The organism is Kribbella sp. (assembly GCF_035655035.1).
Classification (GTDB): Bacteria; Actinomycetota; Actinomycetes; order Propionibacteriales; family Kribbellaceae; genus Kribbella.
In genome coordinates this window covers 1-18,969 of record NZ_DASRVN010000635.1, presented here as the reverse complement: position 1 = coordinate 18,969, position 18,969 = coordinate 1, and the positions used below count along the sequence as shown (strand labels likewise).

Below are 18,969 nucleotides of genomic sequence, written 5' to 3'. Positions count from 1 at the left end.
ACGGCGCTGGTGTCGGACGTGGACCTGACCGTGGGGGCGGGGGAGCGGGTCGGGCTGATCGGGGAGTCCGGGTCGGGCAAGTCGCTGACCGCATTGAGCATTCTCGGATTGCTGCCGGAGGACGTCCGGGCCGGTGGTTCGGTGCGGCTCGACGGTGTCGACCACGAGCTGGTGGGTGCGGACGAGCGGCGGATGTCGCGGGTTCGCGGCCGGGACATCGCGATGGTGTTCCAGGAGCCGATGACCGCGCTGAACCCGACGATGCGGATCGGCGACCAGATCACCGAGGCGATGCTGATCCACAAAACGTTGGCCAAACCAGCGGCCCGGGAGGCGACGGCCGCGTTGCTGGAGCGGGTGCAGCTGCCGTTGGACACGTCACGGGCGTATCCGCACCAGCTGTCCGGTGGCCAACGGCAACGAGTTGTACTGGCGCTTGCCCTGGCCAACGATCCGGCGCTGCTGATCTGCGACGAGCCGACCACGGCGTTGGACGTCACCGTGCAGGCTCTCGTGCTTGACCTGATCGTTCGCGGAGTCGTGGATCGCTCGTCCGCGCTGCTGTTCATCACGCATGACCTCGCGGTCGTCGCTACCGTGTGCGAACGGGTGCTGGTGATGTACGGCGGTCGTGTCGTGGAGGCTGGTCCTGTCGCCGAGGTGTTCACGCGGCCCCGGCACCGGTACACCGAAGGTCTGCTCGCCGCCTCCGACCTCGAGACGGCCTCCCGTCATCTCACTACGATCCCCGGAAACGTACCGTCCGCCGGGAAGTTCCCGTCGGGCTGCGTCTTCCGGACCCGGTGCGCGCACGCGACCGCACTCTGCGAGGAGACGCCGGGGTGGATCGGGGCCGAGGCCCAAGGCTTCGCCTGTCATCATCCGGCCGGAGGCACCGATGACTGAGCGTGCCGCAGCACCGAATGCGCGGGAGATCCCGACCGCGATCCAGGTCGTCGACCTGGTGCGCGACTACCCCCGCCCGCGCGCCTCCGTTCTGAAACCAGCTCCCGTCGTGCATGCGTTGCGCGGTGTCAGCCTGGAGGTCAAGCAGGGCGAGCGGTTCGGCATCGTCGGCGAGTCCGGCTGCGGCAAGTCCACCCTGCTCCGGATCATCGCCGCCCTCGACCGCGCCACCTCCGGTCGCGTCCTCGTCGAAGGCACCGACATCACCCACCTCCCGGAACGCCGGCTCCGGCCGCTCCGGGAGAACCTGCAACTCGTCTTCCAGGACCCGATGAGCTCGCTCGATCCGCGGATGCGGGTCCGCGACATCATCGCCGAACCCCTCGTCGTACAAGGCCATCCCGCCTCCGGGCAACGGGTCCGCGAGCTGCTCGAAGCCGTCGGCCTCTCCGCGGACGCCGGCGACCGGTACCCGCACCAGTTCTCCGGCGGCCAGCGGCAGCGGATCTCGATCGCCCGCGCCCTCGCCCCGCGACCGCGGATCCTGATCGCCGACGAGCCGGTCAGCGCGCTCGACGTCTCGGTCCGCGCCCAGGTCCTGAACCTGATCTCGGACCTCGTCGACGAACTCGACCTGACCCTGGTGTTCGTCTCCCACGACCTGTCCGTGGTCAAACACGTCTGCGACCGCGTGGCCGTGATGAACGCCGGCCAGATCGTCGAGACCGGCTACACCGCGGACGTGTACGCCGCCCCGCGGCATCCGTACACGCAGCGCCTGGTCTCGGCGATCCCGACGCTGCAGCGCGCCCTGTCCGGCGCGACCACGTCCGACCTGCTCGCGAAGGGAGAATCCGCATGAAGTTCCCCACCGGCTTGCCGATCGGCGAGTCGTGGATCGAGGCACCGGCGAGCGTTCCGGTGATCTTCCCGTACGACGGTACGCCGGTCGCGGACGCCCCGGTCGGAGATGTCGCGATCGCGCGGGCCGCCCTCGGGAACGCGCTCGCCGTCCGGGAAACGGTCGGCCGGTTGCCATCGTACGTGCGCCGGAAAGTCCTGCGGGACGTGCATTCCGCGGTCCTTTCCGAGCGGGACGCGTTCGTGGACCTGCTGGTGCTGGAGACCGGGAAGCCGCTCGTCGACTGCCGGGTGGAGATCGACCGGACGCTGCTCACGCTGGAGACCTCGGCCGAGGAGGTCGCGCGGCTGCACGGCGAGACCGTACCGCTCGACCTGTTGCCGAGCGGCGAAGGGCTGCAGGGGTTCTGGGTGCGGAAGCCGATCGGAGTGGTCGTCGGGATCACCGGGTTCAACTACCCGTTGTTGCTCGCGGCCCACAAGATCGCGCCCGCGTTCGCGGCCGGCTGCCCGATCATCGTGAAGCCCGCGCCGCAGACTCCGCTCGCCACACTCTGGCTCGCGCACCTGATGCGGTCGGCGTTGGCCGATACTGGGGCGCCTTCGAGCGCGTTGCAGGTCGTCACCGGCGGGCCGGAGGTTGGTGCGGCGCTGACCACGGACCCGCGGATCGGTGCGGTGTCGTTCACCGGATCGGCCGCCGTCGGGCATCGGATCGCCCGGGACGCGGCGCCCACGAAGGTACTGCTGGAGCTCGGCTCGAACTCCGCGCTGGTCGTTGCCGACGACGCCGACCTGGACGCGGCCGCGGCCGCGATCGTGCGCGGCGGGTACTACGCCTCCGGGCAGGCCTGCATCTCGGTGCAGCGGGTGATCGTGGTCTCGTCCGTCCGTGAGGCGTTGCTGGAGAAACTCGGCGCTCGGCTTCCTGGTGTGGTGGTCGGTGATCCGCGGGATCCGTTGACGCGGGTGTCCGCCCTCATCAATCCCGCCGCGACGTCCCGTGTTCGCGAGTGGGTCGGCGATGCCGTCCATGCGGGTGCTGCCGTCGCTTACGCGTCTCCCGGCGACGAACTCGGGCCGACCGTGCTCACCGACGTACCGGACGGGCTGCCGGCGTGGGACGAGGAGATCTTCGGGCCGGTGATCGCCGTACGGTCGGTTCCTGACGTGGACAGTGCGCTGCGCGCGGTGAACGAGACGCGGTACGGCCTGCAGGCGAGTGTGTTCACGTCGTCGCTGGACACCGCCTTCGCCGCGATCGACCGGCTCGAGGTCGGGGGAGTGGTGATCAACGACGTCCCCGGGTTCCGGTCCGACGTGATGCCGTACGGCGGCGTCAAGGACTCCGGCACCGGCCGGGAAGGCCCGCGGTTCGCGATCGAGGAACTGACCACGACCCGGATGGCGATCATCCGCCCGCGGCCATGACAGGTGAACAGATGGACTACGCGAACCTCTTCCGGCTGGACGGCAAGCACGCGCTGGTAATCGGCGCCGGCAGCGGAATCGGCCGTGCCAGCGCGCTGGCCCTCGCGGCGCACGGTGCGCGGGTGACATGTGCCGATCGGGATCTTGCCTCGGCCGTTGCAACAGCCGGCTCCGAGCTGACGGCGTACGCGTTGGATGTTCTTGATGACGTGGCGATCGAGCGGGCTGTCGCGGAGCTGGATCCTGTTGACGTGCTGGTGTTCACCGCGGCGACGAACGTGCGGAAGCGGATCCTCGACTACACGGTGGACGAGTTCGACCGGGTCGTGGCGTTGAACCTGCGGGCGTCGTTCCAGATCGTCCGGGCCTTCGGCCGCGGGATGGCGGAGCGGGGGAGTGGCAGCATCATCGGCTTCAGCTCGATCCGCGGTACGACGGTCGAGCCGGGGCAATCGGTGTACGCGGCAACGAAAGCAGGTCTCGTCCAACTGCTCCGTACCGCCGCCGCCGAGCTCGGCCCGTCCGGCGTCCGCGCGAACGCGATCGCCCCTGGCGTCGTCGAGACCCCGCTGACCGCGCAGATCAAGGCCGACCAGGGCTGGTACGACGCCTACGCGCAGAAGGGCGCGCTCGGCCGCTGGGCACAGCCGCACGAGCTCGCCGGTGCGGTCGTCTACCTCGCCTCGGACGCGGCGAGCTTCGTCACCGGCAGCGTCCTCGCGGTCGACGGCGGCTGGACCGCGGTCGACGGCCGCTTCGAACCACCGAACTAGGAGGTTGTATGAGTCTCGCCGACCTGACCGCAGTCGAACTCCTGGCGAAGTACCGAGACGGTTCGTTGTCGCCTGTCGAGGTGATCTCCGACGTCCTGGAGCGGGTCGCCGCCCGGGAACCCGAGATCTGCGCGCTCTACGCGTTGGACGAGGCCGGCGCGCGGGCCGCCGCGCAGGAGTCGGAGCGCCGGTGGCGGGACGGTACGGCGGAGGCGCTGGACGGCGTACCGGTGACCGTCAAGGAGAACATCGCGACGCGCGGAACGCCCGTACCGCAAGGGACCGCGGCGACCGTGCTGGTACCGGCCGCGGAGGACGCGCCCGCGGCGGCGCGGCTGCGAACGGCCGGGGCGGTGATCTTCAGCAAGACGACGATGCCGGAGTACGGGATGTTGTCGTCGGGGGTGTCGACCTTCCACCGGCTGACGCGGAACCCGTGGGACCTGACCAAGACCGCGGGCGGATCGAGCGCGGGCGCGGCGGCCGCGGCGGCGGCAGGGTACGGGCCGATCCACGTCGGTACGGACATCGGCGGGTCGATCCGGTTGCCGGCCGGGTGGTGCGGGCTGGCCGGGCTGAAGCCGACGCACGGGCGGATCGCCGTCGGGAACCCGTACGCCGGGCGCGCGATCGGGCCGTTGACGCGAACCGCGGGCGACGCTGCGCTGGCGTTGTCGGTGATGCAGGGGTACGACCCGCGCGACCACACCTCGTTGCCCTTGGCATCGGATTTGTTCGACGTACAACTGAAGGGTTTGCGGGTCGCGCTGCTGCTGGACGCGGGCGTCGGGCTGCCCGTCGATCCCGAGGTCACCGCCGCGGTGTCGGCGACCGCCTCGTCGCTCGAACAGGCCGGGGCGATCGTCGAACCGATCCCGCCGATCATCACCCGCGAGATGCTCGACGGCCTCGACCGCTTCTGGCGGATCCGCTCCGCCACCGACATCGCGGCCCTCCCCGAGGAACGCCGCGCCAAGGTCCTGCCGCAGATCCGTCAGTGGGTGTCGACCGCGTCGGATCTCACCGCCGCCGACGTGTTCCACGGGTACAGCCAGATGGGCGCGATGGCCGCCGCCGTCACGCGGGTCTTCACGACGTACGACGTGATCCTGTCGCCGGTCGCCCCGATCACGGCCTTCCCGGCCGAACTCGCCTATCCGACCGACGACCCCGCCAAGCCCTTCGAACACATCGCGTTCACCGTTCCGTACAACATGTCCCACCACCCCGCGACCACCGTCAACGCCGGCTTCTCCCGCGACGGGCTCCCGATCGGCGCGCAACTCGCCGTACCCCACCACCAAGACCTACGGGCTCTGGCGCTGGCCGCCTACCTGGAAGTCCGCCTGCCCACCCGTCCGTGGCCCAGCGCGTCCATTTCCGGCTAGCCGGTGGTGCTCTCGCGGATTTCGAGGGTGTAGTCGGCGGCGAGTTCGGTGGGGGCGGAGCGGTCGCCGTCGAGGCGGTCCAGGAGGAGTTGTACGGCGTTCTTGGCGATCTGGGTCTTGTCCGGGCTGATCGTGGTCAGGCTGGGGGTGCTGTAGCGGCCGTCCTCGATGTCGTCGAAGCCGACCAGCGCGATGTCGTCGGGCACGCGGAGGCCGCGGCTGAGGATGGTGCGCAGCGCGCCGAGTGCGAGCAGGTCGTTGTAGCAGAAGACCGCGTCGGGCGGCTGGGGGAGTGCGAGCAGCTCGCTCATCGCGGCCGCGCCGTCGGCCCGGTGGAAGAACTCGGTGGAGCTCACCAACTCCGGGACGACCTCGCGTCCGGCGGCCTGGAGCGCGGCCCGGTAGCCCTGCGTTCGCAGCTGACCGGTCTGCCGCGTCACGTCGAACTGATCACCGATCGCCGCGATCCGCTGCCGGCCGAGCTCGATCAGATGCCGGGTCGCGAGCTCGGCGGCGCCGATGTTGTCGATCATGATGTGGTCGAGCCCGCCCTCGACGACCCGCTCACCGAGCAGCACCACCGGTGTCGACGACGGCCGGTCGCGCAGGTCGGCGCCGCCGAGCGCGAGCGGGTTGAAGATCAGCCCGTCGAACATCGCCGCCCGGCTGCCCCGCATCACAAGTTCGCGCTCCCGGACCGGATCGCCGTCGGTCTGGTCGACCACGACCGTGTACCCCGCGAGCGCCGCCTGCTCGATCACGGCCCGGGTGAGCTCGGCGAAGTACGGCACGTCGAGCTCGGGCAGGACGAGGGCGATCAGGCCGGAGCGCCCGTTCCGCAGGGTCCGGGCGACCGCGTTCGGCTGGTAGCCGAGCTCGTCGAGCGCCCGCTGCACGCGGGCCCGGGTCTCGGCCGCGACCTGCGGGAAGTCGTTCACGACGTTCGACACCGTCCGGACCGAGACACCGGCCAGCTCGGCGACCTCGCGGAGTGTGGCGGCCACCCTGCACCTCATTTCGTGGACGGCTGACTCTTGACACTTGCAACGTTGCAACCTTAGCGTCTCCAGCAATACTTGCAACGTTGCAAGCTCGGCAGAAGTCATGAGGGAACGCAACATGACCAATCCTCTTTCCGTACCGCTTTCGCGCCGTACGCTCTTCCGCGGCGCGGGTGCCGCCGCGATCGCCGGCGGCCTCGCCGCCTGTGCCCCGGGCGGCACCACCGGCAGCAGTTCGCTGCCGCGCAGCAGCGCGACCAAACCACCGTCCGGCGAGATCACCATCTGGGACCGCACCGGCGACCTCTACAAGGTGTTCGACCAGGCGATCGCGTCGTTCACCGCGAAATACCCGCAGGTCAAGGTCAACCACGTGGCCGTCGACGTGAACGCCAAGCTCCCGGCCACGTTGATCAGCGGCGCCGGCGTGCCGGACGGCGCGTTCTACGACGACGCGCTGCTCACCGGTGTCGCACCGCACCTGTACGACCTCAGCCAGCTGATCGAGCAGTACAAGCCGGACATCGCGCCGTACAAGCTCGGTGTGGTGACCGTCGACGGGAAGATCGTCGCGGTGCCGTGGGACCTCGACCCCGGCCTGCTGTTCTACCGCGACGACATCGTCACCCAGGCCGGTGTCGATCCGGCCGGTCTGACCACGTACGACGAGCTGCTCGGCGCGGCCCGGACCGTCCGGGAGAAGTTCCCGAAGGCGAAGCCGATCCACCTCGAGAACGACCAGTTCCTCGCGCAGCTGTGGATCGACATGTTCGCCAACCAGCAGGGCGGGGCGATGATCGGTGCCGACGGCAAGCTCACGATCGACTCCGATCCGTACCGGAATGCGCTGACCTGGCTGGACAAGGTCCGGTCCGAGCAGCTCGGCACGCTGGCGAAGTACACCCAGCCGACCGATCTACAGACGCAGGACAACGGCACCCAGGTGTTCGTGCCGTGGGCCCAGTGGTTCGTGTTCGCGCCGCAGCAGTTGCTGAAGGCAAGCAAGGGCAAGTGGCGGGCGACGGCGCTCCCTGCGTGGCAGTCCGGCGGCGCGCGGGCCGGCGTGATGGGCGGCTCGTCCTTCGTCATTCCGGCCAAGGCGAAGAACCCCGAGCTGGCGTGGCGGCTGTACGAGCACCTGGTCTTCAGCAAGGAGGGGTACTCGACGGTCTACGGGTCGAACGAGGTGTACCCGAACGGCCTGAACACGTCGATCCCGTCGTACCTGCCGGCTCTCGATCCGAACGCTCCGCTGTTCAAGCCGCTCGAGGCACTCGGTGGGCAGGACCTGTGGAAGGTTGCCGTCGAGGCAGGCAAGCAGGTGCCGGGCGGCTACACGGTTCCCACCTGGTGGGGGAAGGCCGTCGACTACTTCGGTGTCAACGTGCAGAAGCTGCTGGCCGGTCAGATGAGCCCGGACGAGGTGCTGAAGACGTCGGCATCGCAGATCCAGAAGAACCTGATGGGGCCGAACTGAATGGCGACCCTCATCGAAGCGGGCACGACCCGGCAAACCGCTCGGCCGGTTCGGAGGCGCCGGGTCCCGGCCGCGCCGTACCTGTTCGTTGCGCCGTTCCTTGTCGTGTTCGCCGCCTTCAGCGCTTATCCGATCTTCTTCGCGCTCCAGCTGAGCTTCACCAACTGGCACGGCGCTGGTGCGCTGAAGATCATCGGACTGGCGAACTACCGGTACCTGCTGACCAGCCCGGACTTCTGGCAGTCGATGGCGACCTCCGGTGTGCTCTGGTTGCTCGTCGTACCGGCACAGGTGCTGGTCGCGCTGACGATCGCGGTGGCGTTGCGCAAGGCAAGGTTCCGCGGTGTGTTCAGTGCCGCGCTGATCGCGCCGTTCGTGACGCCGCTGGTGGCGATGGCGCAGGTGTGGATCATCCTGTTCGACAAGGACTTCGGCGCGGTGAACCACGGATTGTCGTCGATCGGATTGCCTGCGATCGGCTGGTTGACCACCGCCGCAGGTGCGAAGATCACGATCGCCTTGCTCGTGCTCTGGCGCACGACCGGGTACGCCGTCATCTTGTTGATGGCCGGATTGTCGACGATCCCCGCGGACGTCTACGAGGCGGCGACGATCGACGGCGCGGGCGCGTGGCACCAGTTCTGGTCGATCACCGTGCCGCTGGTGACGCGCACGCTGAGCTTCGTCGTCGTGATCGGCACCCTGACCGTCTTCCAGTTGTTCGCCGAGCCGTACGTCGTGACCGCGGGTGGTCCGTTCAACGCGACCAGGACCGCCGGGCTGTACCTCTACAAGCACATCACCAACTCCGACCTCGGACTCGGGGCCGCGAACTCGATGCTGCTCGTCGTGATGGTGCTGGCGCTGTCGCTCGCGTCGATCCGCTTGCTGCGCTCGAGGGAGGACTCATGAAACTGGGAGCGCTCGGCCGCTACTGCCTGCTCACCGTGGCCGGCCTGATCAGCCTCGCACCGTTGCTGTGGATGATGGTCTCGTCGCTGAAGCCCGGCGCGGACATCATCTCGAGCCCGTTCAGCTTCGACCCCACCAAGCTGACCCTGACGAACTTCCGGTCGATGCTGGACACGATCCCGATCGGCACCGGGTTCCGGAACACCGCGATCGTGGTGGTGGCCAAGGGTGCGCTGACGATGATCTTCTGCCCGATGGCGGGTTTCGCGTTCGCGAAGTACGTCTTCCCGGGCAAGCGGCTGCTGTTCGCGACCGTGCTGACCACGTTGATGCTGCCGACGCTCGTGCTGCTGATCCCGTTGCTGCTCGAGATGAGTCAGCTCGGCTGGGTGAGCACGTTCCAGGCGCTGATCCTGCCCGGCGCCATCGACGCGTTCGGGGTGTTCTGGATGCGGCAGGTGATCCTGGCGATCCCGGACGAGTTGCTCGACGCGGCGCGGGTGGACGGTGCCGGTGAGCTGCGGATCTTCCTGAGCATCGTGCTTCCGGTGATCCGGCCCGGCCTCGCCGCGCTCGGCGTACTGACCTTCATCAACATCTACAACGACTTCGTCTGGCCGGTGGTCGCGGTGAACGACGAGCAGCACCAGACCCTGCAGGTGATGCTCTCGGCGCTCGCGCAGAACATCCGCTCGGGCCAGCTGGGCGCGGACTGGACCAGCGTCTGGGGCCAGTTGCTCGCGGCAAGCACCGTGGCGGCGATCCCGGTACTGATCGTGTTCGTCGTCCTGCAACGTCACCTGATCAAAGGCGTCATGGCCGGCAGCCTCAAGGGCTGACGGGCGCGCCCCGCTTCTTTCGCTTCGTTCGCTGGGAGAGAAACACTTGTGAACAGTCTGACCACACCACGTCCCGAGTACCCCCGGCCGCATTTCGACCGGTCGGACCGCTGGCTGAACCTGAACGGCGCATGGGACTTCGCCCGCGAACCCGATCAGTTCGGCGAGACCATCGTCGTCCCGTTCCCGTGGGAGCATCCCGCCTCCGGCGTGGTCGCGCACTGGCTGCCGAAGGCCTGGTACCGGCGGCGGATCGAGCGACCGGCGGACTGGGCGGGGGAGCGGACCATCCTGCACTTCGGCGCCGTCCATCACCACGCGACCGTGTGGGTGAACGGTGCGCTCGCCGTCGAGCACACCGGCGGATACCTTCCGTTCGAGGCCGACATCACCGACCTGCTGGACGACGGCGCGGGTGAGCTCGTCGTACAGGTGGATGCGCCGACCAACAAGCGGTTCATCCCGCACGGCAAGCAGCGTAGTATGCCGGCCGACGACTACGACGGGTGCGCGTTCACGCCGTCGAGCGGGATCTGGCAGACCGTCTGGCTGGAACCGCGACCTGCCGACCACATCTCGAAGCTCGAGCTCCGTCCGGCGGCGGACAGCATCGAGATCACGATGACCGGGCCGTCTCCGGTGCGCATCGAGATCCCGGGGGTCGTGGTCCGTGAGTACGACGAATGGCCCGGGACCGTGACGCTGCCGATCCCCGAGCCCCGATTGTGGACTGTCGACAATCCACATCTGTACGACGTGATCGTGACCGCCGGCGCGGACACGGTGCGTGGCTACACCGGGTTGCGGACGATCGAGTGGCAGGGCAACAACCTCGTGCTGAACGGCGCACCGACCTACGTCCGGGGCGTCCTCGACCAGGGCTTCTGGCCGGCCGGCGGACATGCGGCACCGAGCGACGAGGCGTTGCGCCGGGACCTGGAACTCGCGCGGGCGGCCGGGTTCAACCTGGTGCGCAAGCACATCAAGCTCGAGGACCCGCGCTGGCTGTACTGGGCTGACCGGCTCGGCATGCTCGTCTGGGCCGAGCCGCCGTCGACCGGGCGGTTCACGGCCTCGGCGGTCGCCGCGTTCGAAGAGGTGGCGGCCGGGATGGTCGCGCGGGACGGCAACCACCCGAGCATCGTGATCTGGGGCGCGTACAACGAGGAGTGGGGCCTGGACTGGGACGTCCCGGGCGATCCGGCGAAGCAGGACGCGGTCCGGCGCGCGTACCGGATCATCAAGGACGCGGATCCGACTCGTCCGATTGTCGACAACTCGGGATGGGCACATGTCGAGACCGATCTGGTCGACTGGCACTACTACGACGAGAACGTAGGGTCGTGGGCGGGGATCGTGGACCGGTTGATCAACGCCGCGGACGGTCGCTTCCCGGTCCGGCTAGGCCCGGACTTCGTGGCCGAGAAGGCGATCGCGGCACCGGGGTTCGACGCGACGGACAAGGTGCAACTGAACGGTGAGTACGGTGGCGGGTCGACCAGCGTGGAGCGCGGGTGGCACCTGCGGTGGCAGACCCAGGAGCTTCGCCGGCATCCGCGGAACTCCGGGTACATCTACACCGAGCTGTACGACATCGAGCACGAGACCGTCGGCATCTACACCTACGACCGCCGGACCAAGGACCTCGGCGGCGTGGTCCCGTCCGATGTGCACGCCGAGACCGTTCTGATCGTCGACATCATCCCGGAGGCACCCGGCCGGGACCTCGTGCTCGAGGGCGGCCCGGCGTCGATCTTCGTTCGCGTCTCGCACCACGGGCCCGAGCCGTTGCTGGGCAGCCTGCGATGGCCGTCCGGATCGGCGCCCGTGGAGGTCAAGCCGTTCACGGTGAACGAGCCGACCGAGATCACGGTGTCACAGCCCGGTCGCGCGGACCTGTGGATCACCGACGCGACCGGCGCCGTCGTCGCCCGGACGTTCGTCGACATCAACCCTGCCGACAACCCGAACTGACCCGCACCTCCCGAACCGACCCAGGAAGCCGCCCTCCAGTCGAGCGGTGGGCGCACGTCGGCCGGTCCGTCGACTTCGGCTGAATACTCAGGCTGGTGGTGCGGTCGTCGCGCGCACCACCAGCGTGGTGTCCAGCACGCGTCGCTCAGCTGTGTGGTCTCCGCCCAGGTAGGACAGCAAGAGCTCGACGGCGGTTCGCCCGGCGTCGGCGCCGTGGGCGGACACTGTCGTCAACGGCGGCGACATCGTCGCGGCCAGGACGTCGTCGCAGCCGACCACGCTGAACTGCTCCGGTACGACGAACCCTCGCGCGGACAGTCCCGCCAGGATCCCCTGGGCCAGCAAGTCGTCGAACGCGATCGCCGCCGACGCTCCGGTGTCCAGGATCGCACCGACATGCTGAACGCCGGCGTCGTACGTCGATCGTCGTGCAGCCACCGCGCTGACCTTGAGACCGAGCCGGCGTCCGGCGGCACGGACGGCGCGGCGACGCTCCGCGTTCGACCACGACGACGTCGGTCCACTCACGTAGACGAGATGCCGATGACCCAGCTCGGCCAGGTGCTCGACCGCGGCCGCGATCCCGGTCGAGGTGTCGATCAGGACCCGCGGCAGTCCGGCGACGTCGCGGTTGATCAGCACGAGCGGCCGGCGCTCGGCGTGCGTGCTGATCTGTTCCTCGGTCATTCGCGACGACGCCAGGACGATCCCGTCGGTCTGCCGGCCGAGCTTGCCGACCACGACGTCCTCCCGGGTCGGGTCCTCGTCGGCGTCGCCGAGAAGCAAGCTGAAGCCGGCCTGGTCGGCGGCCGCCTGGGCGCCGCGGATCAGTGGCGGGAAGAAGGGATTGGCGATGTCCGGTACGACGATCGCTACCGTGCCGGCACGTCCCGTACTGAGCGCCTGGGCGGTGTGGTTCGGCACGTACCCGAGCCGCGTGGCGACCTCCATCACGTGCGCGACGGTCTCCGCGGTGATCATCTGCGGCCGTGAGAACGCGCGGGACACCGTTGACTTCGACACGCCGGCGGCCGCCGCCACCTCACTGATGGTCGGCGACTTCCCCGTACCTCGCTGCTGCGCCACATGGGTACTTTACGTGCCGCATCCAGTCCGGGCCCGGCGGGGACCCAGTCGGGAATTTTGTCTTCACAGCTTGACGTGCAACCGGTTGCACGGCATCGTTACGCGAGTGCCGGGACGCGCATGGTCAGGTCGCGCCGCCGGAGGCCGTCGGGCAAGCAAGGGAGACTTCCGTGGCACCTTTGGACTGGTTGGTCGTCGGCGGCTACTTCGTCGTGATGGTGGTGATCGGGTTGTGGGCGAAGGCGCGCGTCCACGACGCCGCCGACTTCTTCACCGCCGGCGGCAGGATGCCCTGGTGGCTGTCGGGGATCTCGCACCACATGTCCGGCTACAGCTCGGCGGTTTTCGTCGCGTACGCCGCGATCGCCTACACGCAGGGGTTCGTCCTCTATGTCTGGTGGGCGCTCGGCATCACCTTCGCAATGGTCGTGGGAGCCTTCCTGTTCGCTCCGCGCTGGCCACGGCTGCGGCAGCGGCTCGGTGTCATCTCGCCCCTGGAGTACCTGAAGATCCGGTACAACCTGCCGACCCAGCAGTTGCTGGCGTGGAGCGGTACGGCGCTGAAGGTCTTCGACGTGGGTGCCAAGTGGACCGCGACAGCCCTGCTGCTGAACGTCTTCGCCGGCGTGCCGGTCGGCTGGGGTGTGCTCATCACCGGCGGCGTCACGCTGGTCTACTCGACCGTCGGCGGGCTGTGGGCCGACGTCCTCACCGACCTCGGTCAGTTCCTCATCCAGCTGGTCGCCGGCGTCGTGCTGTTCGTCGCAGCCCTTGCCAAGCTCGGTGGGATCTCGGCGATCTGGACGATGTGGGGCGACCTTCCGGAGGGAAACGCGAAGCTCTTCAACGGCCAGTACACGGTGCTGTTCGTGATGGTCTACCTGCTGATCAACACCCTGTCCTACAACGGAGGCACCTGGAACCTCGCCCAGCGGTTCATTGCCTCGCCGAGTGGCAGCGCCGCCCGCCGGGCCGCACTCCTGTCCGGCGGTCTGTACCTGGTCTGGCCCTTGATCATGTTCTTCCCGATGTGGGCGGCACCGATCCTGTTGCCGAACCTCGCGAAACCGGACCAGTCGTACGCCCTGCTCACCGAGCACCTGCTCCCGATGGGCTTGGTCGGCCTGGTCCTGGCCGGCTTGTTCTCGCACACGATGGCGATGACCAGCTCGGACGCGAACGCGATCTCGGCGGTGGTCACGCGTGACATCGTGCCGGCCGTCTGGCGCGGTGCGCGGAACATGACCGGCCGGACCGAGCTGGTCTTCGGGCGGGTCAGCACCTTCGCCTTCATCGCGCTCAGTATGGCCATCGCACTCACCGCGGACAGCTTCGGCGGCGTCCTCGGCCTGTTGATTCTCTGGTTCGGCGGCCTGGTCGGACCGATCGCGATCCCCATGCTGCTCGGCCTCCTACCCGCCTTCCGGCGCTGCGGACCGACGGCCGCGATCGCTTCCTGGGCGTTCGGTCTGCTGGTCTTCTTCATCACTCGGTATGTCGTCGACGGCCGGATCGCCGAGCTCGCCAAGGACAAGGTGACGGCGATCCAGGTGGGCGGCCCCGTGGTCTGCTCGCTGATCGTGTTCGTGCTGGTCGGATTCGTCCGGCCGTGGCGCGACCCGGAGTCGGAGGCGCTCGTCGACGCACTCGGCGCGGACGCGGACGCAGCCGACGAGGTCGCAGTCGGGTCCGCACATGCCTGAGCCCGATTTCATTGCCGTACGCAACCATCTTGTCGACGACGTGCTCGGCTGGTGGCTGACGCACGGCCCTGACGAGAAGTACGGCGGGGTCCTGACCTGCTGGGACAATGCGGGAACCAGCCTGGTGTCGTCGGACAAGTACACCTGGTCCCAAGGTCGCTGGATCTGGTTGACCGCGCGAATCGCCGCGGCTGCCCGTCGGGGAGTGCTCGACGTCGACCCCGAGCAGTTCCTGGGCTTGGCCAGATCCACAGCCACCTTCGTCCGCGACCACGCAGTGCTCCCGGACGGTACGACGGCATACGTGACCGATCGGGCGGGTACGCCGCGGGACACCGGCCAGGGGGTCAGCGTCAGTGTCTTCGCCGACCTGTTCGCGGGACTCGGCTTCGCCGGTCTCGCCCAGCACGATCCTGAGTGGGGCGACGCGGCCGAACGGATTCTGCTGGCAGCCGCCGAGCGTATCCACGCGGGCACCTACCGCTCCGAGCCGTACCCGGTCCCAGCCGGCCACGCCTCCTTCGCGCTGCCGATGATCCTGCTGGGTGTGGGCGAGCAGGTACATCGCGCGACCGGGTCCGAGCGCTCACTGGAAGTCGTGCGGAACGCTGTGACCGCGATCGAGACGACGTTCGTCCGTGGCATCGAGGTGATGGAGATGCCGTCGTCGGCCGAGGACCTCCTGCTCACCCGGCATCGGGCTCCTGGTCATACGCTCGAAGCGCTGTGGTTCCTGCACCACGCGGCGGACCTTGCACCCGGAACACTGGCCGCCGACCCCGAACGCCTCGGGGATCTCGCGCTGCACGCTCTTGATCTGGACTGGGACGACGAGTACGGCGGCCTGTTCCGCTTCGTCGACCGCGAGGGCGGTGCGCCGACCGGCCGTCGTACCGACGCTTCGTACGAGGCGCTCGTGGTCGACACCTGGGACACCAAGCTGTGGTGGCCGCACGCGGAGGCGATCTACACCACGGTGCTGCTCGCCAAGGCCATCGGTCGCCACGACCTCGCCCACTGGCACCAGAAGCTGTACGACTACACGATGGACACTTTCCCGGCCGGGCCGGGGAAGGAGTGGATCCAGATCAGACGCCGGGACGGCAGGCCGCTGGAGGCCACGGTCGCGCTACCGGTGAAGGACCCGTTCCACATCGCGAGGTCCTTCCTGCTACTGGCCGAACTGCTGTACGACGACGAGAGGACCGAGGACCGGTGAGTACGACGGGGACACAGCCGCGGGTGGAGGTGTTTCCCGATCGGGAGGCGCTCGGCCGGGCGGCGGGGGACGACATCGCGGCAGAGCTTCGGCGCCGGCTCGCCCGGCAGGACGGCGTACGGATGATCCTCGCCGCCGCACCGAGTCAGCTGGAGACGCTCGAGCGGCTGCGGACGGCCGAGGGCGTCGACTGGAGCCGGGTCACCGCGTTCCACATGGACGAGTACGTCGGCCTGCCGCCGAACGCGCCGCAGCGGTTCGGCAATTGGCTGAAGGGCGCGCTGTTCGACCACGTCCCGCTGGGCAACGTCCATCTCCTCGATCCCGGCAGCGATCCTGCCGAGGCCCTTCGGCAGTACGCCGACGAGCTGGCCGCCGCGCCGATCGACGTGGTGGTGCTCGGTATCGGCGTGAACGGGCACCTGGCCTTCAACGATCCGCCGGACGCCGACCTGGCTGATCCGCAGCCGGTGCGGGTGGTCGAGCTCGCCGAAGCAAGTCGACGGCAGCAGGTCGACGACGAGTGCTTCGCCCGCGTCGAGGACGTTCCAAGAACCGCAGTCACCCTGACCGTGCCGCGGCTGCTGGACGCGGGTCGTCTGTTCTGCGTCGTACCTGGCGCGGCGAAGGCAGCCGCCGTACGGTCCGCCGTGACCGACCCGATCGGTCCGGACTGTCCGGCGACCGCACTGCGACGCCACCCGGACTGCACCCTCTACCTCGACAAGGAGTCGGCTGCCCATGTCGGATGATTTCACCGCGGACAAGCTGAGCCTGGGCTACCTGGAGCAGGTCCACGAGCTGCTGCTCCGGATTCACGCCGAGGAGTCGGCGTCGATCGCGGCGGCGGCGGAGCTGCTCGCCGATCAGATCGCCGCGGACCGTTTGGTGCACGTGTTCGGGCCCGGCGGGCACTCGAATCTGGCCGCGCAGGAGGTGTTCTTCCGTGCCGGCGGGCTGATGCACATCGCGGCGATCCTCGACGAGGGCACGTTGCTGTCGAACGGCGCGTTGCGGTCGATGGCGATCGAGCGGACGCCGGGGTACGGACGGATCGTGGTTCGCGACCGCGACCTGGGCGAGGGTGACCTGCTGATCCTGGTGAACGCCTACGGCATCAACGCGGCCCTGATCGACGCCGCGCTCGAGGCCCGGGAGCGCGGTGTGCGGCTGATCGGGATCAGCTCGCGGGCGCATGCCGAACAGACGGCGCCCGAGCACCCGGCCCGGCATCCCAGCCGGCAGAACCTGCACGACCTGGTCGACGTAGCCGTCGACTCCAAGGTGCCGATCGGTGATGCGGTGGTCGACGTGCCCGGTGTCGAGGAGCGGATCGCGGCCGTGTCGACGTTCGCGAACGCGTTCGTACTGAACGCCCTGACGCTGCACACGGTGAACCGGCTTGTTGCCCGTGGCATCGAGCCGCCGATCTGGCGGAGCGGCAACGCCCCCGGCGGCGACGAGGCGAACGGCCGTTTCCTGGGGCGCTTCCGGGATCGGGTCAAGGCACTGTGACGATTGCGTACAGCGGAGTCGATCCGTCCACCGGGCGGCCGGTGACGGTCCGGCTCGATGGCGGTCACATCGTCGATGTGTCAGCAGCCGAGGCGCCGGTTGACGGTTGGCTGGCGCCTGGTTTCGTCGACCTGCAGGTGAACGGGTTCGCGGGCCTCGACGTCAACGGTCCCGAAGTCAGCCCGGAGGTCGTGGTCGAGCTCGGCCGCGCCCTGGCAGCAGCCGGAACGACGAGCTTCGCGCCGACCGTGATCACCGCGGCCGAAGACGAGATGGTGGCCTCGCTGCGGGCGATCGCCGCCGCGCGCGAGGCCGATCAGGCCACTCGTGACGCGATCCCCTTCGTCCATGTCGAGGGTCCGCACCTGTCGCCCGAGGAGGGGGCCCGCGGTGTGCATCCGGTGGAGCACATCCGGCCGCCCGACTTCGAGGAGTTCCTGCGCTGGGAGCGTGCCTGTGGTGGGTTGGTCGGCATCGTCACGCTGTCGCCGCACTACCCGGGTACGGCGGACTACGTACGGGCTGTCACACAGACCGGCGTCCGGGTCTCGCTCGGTCACACGGCGGCGAGCCCGGAGCAGGTGACCGCCGCGGTGGACGCGGGAGCGGTACTGTCGACCCACCTCGGCAACGGTGCGGCGGCGATGCTGCCGCGGCACCCCAACCACCTCTGGACCCAGCTGTCGGAGGATCGGCTGACCGCCGGGTTCATTGCCGACGGCCACCATCTTCCCTCCGACGCGCTGACGGCGATGGTGCGGGCGAAGGGCATCGAACGCAGCCTGCTGGTGTCCGACTCGGTCGCGTTGGCCGGTTGCGAGCCCGGCGCGTACGAGACTCCGGTCGGCGGGACCGTCGACCTGTCGGCCGACGGCAGGCTCTCCTACGCGGGTACGCCGTACCTCGCGGGAGCGGCGCGCTCACTCGCGGAGGGTGTCGCCTCGGCAGTCGGGCTGGCGCGGATAGGCCTGGGTGACGCTGTCCGGATGGCGACCGCGAACCCGGGCCGGTTCGCCGGTGATCGCGGCGTACTGCGGCCGGGCGCGAGGGCGGACCTGGTGCTGTTCGACTGGGCCCCTGGCGACTCCGTGCTGCGTCTGCGCTCTGTCGTCCGCTCGGGCCGAGCCGTATGAGTACCGTCCTCGCGGGGGCAGCGGTCGCGGACGTCACGCCGGCTGTCGGTGGCGCGATGTCCGGGTTCGTGGCACGTTCGAGCCCGTCGACCGGTGTGCACGACCCGATCACGGTACGCGCGGTGTGCGTAGACGACACGGCGCTGGTGACGGTCGACGTGGTCGGGCTGCATGAGGACTTCTGTGTTCGAGTGGCGGCGAGGGTCTCGTTGCCGACGGCGAATGTCCGCGTGCATGCGACGCACACCCACGGTGGGCCGGCCAGCATGCCCGGGCGGCTTGGGGACGCAGTGGATCAGGAGTGGTTGGTGAGCCTGGAGCAGGCTTGCGTCGAGGTGGTCGAGGAAGCGGTACGCCGTCGCCGGCCGGCTCACCTGTTGTCGGGGTACGGGGCCGAGGTCGTAGTGGCCCGGAACCGTCGCCGGTCGGACGGGCCGGTGGACCGCTCGTTGCCGGTGGCCCGGTTGGTCGGAATCGACGGACGGCCCATCGCGGTGCTGGCGTCGTACGCCTGCCATCCGGTAGTGCTAGGCGCGGACAACACCCTGCTGACCGCCGACTACCCAGGGGTCGTCCGGCGGCTGGTCGAGCAGCACGTCCCAGGAGCGGTGGCCCTGTTCCTGACCGGATGTGCCGGCGACGCGAACACCGGGCATGCCGCGAGCGCGTCGGTCTCCTTGCAGACGAACGATGCCCGGACCTTCGAGTCCGCCGAAGCCGCCGGCCGGACGATTGCCGCGGCGATCGTTGC

At 69.1% G+C, this 18,969-nt stretch carries 17 protein-coding genes; 15 read left to right on the top strand and 2 right to left on the bottom strand.

Going from position 1 to position 18,969, the window contains the following annotated elements:
• Positions 1-9: 9 nt before the first annotated feature.
• The 5 genes from VFF46_RS33375 to VFF46_RS33355 are packed head-to-tail and all read left to right on the top strand — an operon-like array spanning position 10 to position 5,359.
• A complete protein-coding gene (locus tag VFF46_RS33375) occupies positions 10-906 on the top strand; it encodes an ABC transporter ATP-binding protein (protein WP_325041233.1) in 897 nt (298 codons plus the stop codon).
• Positions 899-1,768, top strand: a complete 870-nt coding sequence (locus tag VFF46_RS33370; RefSeq protein ID WP_325041232.1) for an ATP-binding cassette domain-containing protein — start codon at positions 899-901, stop codon at positions 1,766-1,768. Before VFF46_RS33375 ends, VFF46_RS33370 begins: the two co-directional genes overlap by 8 nt.
• The gene (locus VFF46_RS33365; protein WP_325041231.1) at positions 1,765-3,198 is read left to right on the top strand and encodes an aldehyde dehydrogenase family protein; all 1,434 of its coding nucleotides are present in this window, start codon (positions 1,765-1,767) and stop codon (positions 3,196-3,198) included. Before VFF46_RS33370 ends, VFF46_RS33365 begins: the two co-directional genes overlap by 4 nt.
• 11 nt (positions 3,199-3,209) lie before the next feature.
• Complete coding sequence (locus VFF46_RS33360) at positions 3,210-3,971, top strand: SDR family oxidoreductase (RefSeq protein WP_325041230.1); 762 nt, start codon at positions 3,210-3,212, stop codon at positions 3,969-3,971.
• 8 nt (positions 3,972-3,979) lie between these two features.
• Complete coding sequence (locus VFF46_RS33355) at positions 3,980-5,359, top strand: amidase (RefSeq protein WP_325041229.1); 1,380 nt, start codon at positions 3,980-3,982, stop codon at positions 5,357-5,359.
• Here the strand turns inward: VFF46_RS33355 and VFF46_RS33350 are convergent.
• Positions 5,356-6,363: a LacI family DNA-binding transcriptional regulator gene (locus VFF46_RS33350; RefSeq protein ID WP_325041228.1), complete on the bottom strand. Its 1,008-nt coding sequence runs from the start codon at positions 6,361-6,363 to the stop codon at positions 5,356-5,358. The two genes, VFF46_RS33355 and VFF46_RS33350, sit on opposite strands and share 4 nt — an antisense overlap.
• Positions 6,364-6,478: 115 nt before the next feature.
• Between VFF46_RS33350 and VFF46_RS33345 the strand changes: the two genes are divergently transcribed.
• Genes VFF46_RS33345 through VFF46_RS33330 form a run of 4 tightly spaced genes read left to right on the top strand, consistent with a single transcriptional unit; the run spans position 6,479 to position 11,562 of the window.
• Entirely contained in the window at positions 6,479-7,837 is a 1,359-nt protein-coding gene (locus tag VFF46_RS33345) for a sugar ABC transporter substrate-binding protein (RefSeq protein ID WP_325041227.1), read from the top strand.
• Positions 7,838-8,749: a sugar ABC transporter permease gene (locus tag VFF46_RS33340; RefSeq protein WP_325041226.1), complete on the top strand. Its 912-nt coding sequence runs from the start codon at positions 7,838-7,840 to the stop codon at positions 8,747-8,749.
• Positions 8,746-9,588: a carbohydrate ABC transporter permease gene (locus VFF46_RS33335; protein ID WP_325041225.1), complete on the top strand. Its 843-nt coding sequence runs from the start codon at positions 8,746-8,748 to the stop codon at positions 9,586-9,588. The genes VFF46_RS33340 and VFF46_RS33335 overlap by 4 nt, the downstream gene beginning before the upstream one ends.
• Before the next feature lie 48 nt (positions 9,589-9,636).
• Positions 9,637-11,562 carry a glycoside hydrolase family 2 protein gene (locus VFF46_RS33330; protein WP_325041224.1) on the top strand — a complete coding sequence of 642 codons (1,926 nt, stop codon included), beginning with the start codon at positions 9,637-9,639 and terminating at the stop codon, positions 11,560-11,562.
• A gap of 87 nt (positions 11,563-11,649) precedes the next feature.
• Here the strand turns inward: VFF46_RS33330 and VFF46_RS33325 are convergent, their stop codons facing one another.
• Positions 11,650-12,648, bottom strand: a complete 999-nt coding sequence (locus VFF46_RS33325) for a LacI family DNA-binding transcriptional regulator (protein ID WP_325041223.1) — start codon at positions 12,646-12,648, stop codon at positions 11,650-11,652.
• A 170-nt stretch (positions 12,649-12,818) separates the two neighbouring features.
• Here VFF46_RS33325 and VFF46_RS33320 point away from each other — a divergent pair, with 170 nt between their 5' ends.
• From VFF46_RS33320 to VFF46_RS33295, 6 genes are all read left to right on the top strand, one after another.
• A complete protein-coding gene (locus VFF46_RS33320) occupies positions 12,819-14,351 on the top strand; it encodes a sodium:solute symporter family protein (protein WP_325041222.1) in 1,533 nt (510 codons plus the stop codon).
• Positions 14,344-15,570: an AGE family epimerase/isomerase gene (locus tag VFF46_RS33315; RefSeq protein WP_325041221.1), complete on the top strand. Its 1,227-nt coding sequence runs from the start codon at positions 14,344-14,346 to the stop codon at positions 15,568-15,570. Before VFF46_RS33320 ends, VFF46_RS33315 begins: the two co-directional genes overlap by 8 nt.
• Entirely contained in the window at positions 15,567-16,322 is a 756-nt protein-coding gene (locus VFF46_RS33310; RefSeq protein WP_325041220.1) for a glucosamine-6-phosphate deaminase, read from the top strand. Before VFF46_RS33315 ends, VFF46_RS33310 begins: the two co-directional genes overlap by 4 nt.
• Positions 16,312-17,085, top strand: coding sequence for a sugar isomerase domain-containing protein (locus VFF46_RS33305; RefSeq protein WP_325041219.1), 774 nt, complete (start codon positions 16,312-16,314; stop codon positions 17,083-17,085). Before VFF46_RS33310 ends, VFF46_RS33305 begins: the two co-directional genes overlap by 11 nt.
• Positions 17,082-18,218 carry an N-acetylglucosamine-6-phosphate deacetylase gene (locus tag VFF46_RS33300; RefSeq protein ID WP_325041218.1) on the top strand — a complete coding sequence of 379 codons (1,137 nt, stop codon included), beginning with the start codon at positions 17,082-17,084 and terminating at the stop codon, positions 18,216-18,218. Before VFF46_RS33305 ends, VFF46_RS33300 begins: the two co-directional genes overlap by 4 nt.
• A partial coding sequence (locus VFF46_RS33295; RefSeq protein ID WP_325041217.1) for a neutral/alkaline non-lysosomal ceramidase N-terminal domain-containing protein occupies positions 18,215-18,969 on the top strand: 755 nt, incomplete at its 3' end. The genes VFF46_RS33300 and VFF46_RS33295, both read left to right, overlap by 4 nt.